Consider the following 2589-nt stretch of genomic DNA (forward strand, 5'->3'; position numbering starts at 1 on the left):
CTGCTTTGATGTGCTTGTCGTTTTCAAAGTGGTAGCGGATGAGTAAACCCACGGGCACTATGGGAAACCTGCTTTTGGCCAGCGATTTTAAATTGTAAAAGGGCGACTCCAGGACGAGCATTTTGGGGTTGTTTTCAGCGGCAAGCCTTGTGGCAAAAGCACTTCCCAAAGACCTTCCGTAAAGTATGATTTCGTTTTCGGGAAACCGGTCTTTTACAAAATCATAAAACAATTGTGCATCGGTATACAGGTTTTCTTCGCTGAGCTTTCCGGTGCTTTTTCCGTAAGTGCGGTAGTCCATCACCAGCAAATCGTAATTGAATTTTGTAAACCCTGAAGTGATTTCGCCCCAGCGTGACAAATCACCGGCATTGCCGTGGAAATACAAAATGATGCCTTTGGGATTTTCAGCTTTAAAATGAAGGGCGTTCAAACTTGCCCCGTCAGGGCTTTCGAGGAATATCTCGTCAAAAGGGGTATCAAATGTATAGGCATATTCCTGTGGAAGTTGTGTGGGAAAAAAAATAAATTGTTCCTGAAAAAAAGCCAATAGTGCTGTAAGCATCACATAAAAAATTAGTACAGCAAAGATAACCCGTTTAGCCATTGTTTGAAATTTTCTTTTTTCCGTGAACCACATTAAAACTGCTTCCCTCCAAATCAATTTTCACCTTGACCGAATGTATAATTTCTGAAAGCATTTTGTGGTAAGACTCAAAAGTGTTCAGGTTTTTGTGACCGCCACCAATCACTGCATACAACCTTGTGTTTTTGGGATTGAGTTGTGACAGCTTGATACTGCTTGAAAAGGGAATCAACTTGTCTTTGGTGCCGTGCAGGATGTGTATGGGGCAGTTTACATATTTTATCCATTTGTAAGTGGGTAACGGATATTTCATCAGCAGTGAAAGAGGCATAAAAGGCATATAGCGGGCGGTTACTTTAGTCAAGCTGTAATAAGGCGCATCGAGTATAAGCATTCTGGGATTGTTTTGAGAAGCCAGTTTGGTGGCAAAACCCGAACCCAGCGACCTGCCGTAAAGCAGGATGTATCTTTCAGGAACTTTTTCCTTGATTTTATCATACACCAGTTGCAAATCTTTTTGAATGGCTTTTTGGGTGCGTCTTCCGGTACTTTTCCCAAAGCCGCGGTAGTCGAGCATAATGACATCAAAATGATGCCGTGTAAAATCAACCGCAAACTTGCCCCAGCCTTTAATGCTTTTGGAATTTCCTTTGAGGTAAAGCACCACTCCCTTGGGTTGATCAACCATAAAATGAAGCCCGTTTATAGTGGCTCCATCAGGTGTGTCCAGATTGTATTCTTTTACGTTTTGGTTTTCGTAAGAAAATCGGAATCCCTTTGGAAGCTTTTCAGGTTTAAATAAAAAGTAGTCCTGAAAGTAATACAGCAGTAGGCTTACAACTACATAAACGGCGAGGATAAAAAATGTTATGTACAACCAGTTTGGCATAAAAAAAAGCCTGTTACGATTTGTAACAGGCAATTTAACAAAAAAAATGATTGGTTAATTAATTAGCGAAATTGTTTTGGTTTTTCCTTCTGATTCTATCCTGCAAAAGTAAATACCGTTTTTCAGGTTTGCTGAAGAAATTGAAATGGTTTGCCCTGCACTCGAATTGGAATACAACAACTTTCCTGAAGTGTCAAATAAATTGATTTTTAATGCTTTATTTCTTGTGTTTTTAAGTACAAATTGATTGTTTACGGCAATGGTATTCAGGAAATAGATGTCCTCAAACAGTGCATTCTCATTTATACTCAAGAATTCATAGAAATAAGGATCTGAAGTTATCAAACAAGTTGGCGAAGCACTAAAAGCCACCTGAACGGTATAATCTCCTGTGGCAACCGGGGTATAAAAATAAGTGTCTGCGCCGGAGATGTGATTACCATCCAAATACCAGTTGTAATTGAATCCGTTTTGAGTGGTAAAGAGTACGTCATTGATTTCTTCAATCCCGACCTCCTCGCCTACTACATCAAATACAACCGGCACACCGCTTGACAACCAGGTATTGGGACATTGTGAATAGGAAACGTGAAGCAAATAAGCCCCGGATTCAGAAACTTCATAATAATCCTGGGGACCTTGATAAACAACCACCCCGTCTTTCAGCCACCTGTAAGTGCTTGGTCCGGGAAACGCACTTGAAATGATTGATGTTTCACCATAGCACAGCGTTGTGTTTGGGTCATGCTCGATGGCCGGTGATCCGAATACCCAGGTATCAAACATAATGTCATTGGAGTCTTCAGTACAACTGTTGTCAGTAATGGTTACGAAAACATAAGCAAAACCAAGATCACCTGCTAAGATGCTTAATGTGTTGCTTGTTGCACCCGCAAAATCTGTGGGAGTACCTGAAGCGGAAAATTTGTATTTCCACTGGTAGGTGTCATAACCGGCAGGAGCTGTAAAATCGATTATCTGGTCTGAACAAACCACATTATTCGTGCTCAAATCGGGTGTAGAGGTGATGGTGCTGTTAAAAGGGCATTGTGCTGAAACATAAGTAAGGCTAAAAAAGAATAGAAGAAATGGTAAATAATTTTTCATTGTGATA

The 2589-nt window shown here is 40.5% G+C and carries 3 protein-coding genes; all 3 read right to left on the reverse strand.

Features of this window, described 5'->3' with window-relative positions:
- Positions 1 to 607: alpha/beta fold hydrolase (locus tag AC6F75_RS08695; RefSeq protein WP_500714615.1), on the reverse strand; the 607-nt coding region annotated here is incomplete at its 3' end.
- The gene (locus AC6F75_RS08700; RefSeq protein WP_500714616.1) at positions 600 to 1475 is read right to left on the reverse strand and encodes an alpha/beta fold hydrolase; all 876 of its coding nucleotides are present in this window, start codon (positions 1473 to 1475) and stop codon (positions 600 to 602) included. The genes AC6F75_RS08695 and AC6F75_RS08700, both read right to left, overlap by 8 nt.
- Positions 1476 to 1529: 54 nt before the next feature.
- The coding region (locus tag AC6F75_RS08705) for a T9SS type A sorting domain-containing protein (protein ID WP_500714617.1) at positions 1530 to 2589 on the reverse strand (1060 nt) is incomplete at its 5' end.

This window comes from Planktosalinus sp. (assembly GCF_059864935.1).

What these genes read in the sequence shown, in the direction of transcription:
- AC6F75_RS08700 (WP_500714616.1), bottom strand. Translation starts at nt 1,475, where the DNA reads ATGCCAAACTGGTTGTACATAACATTTTTTATCCTCGCCGTTTATGTA.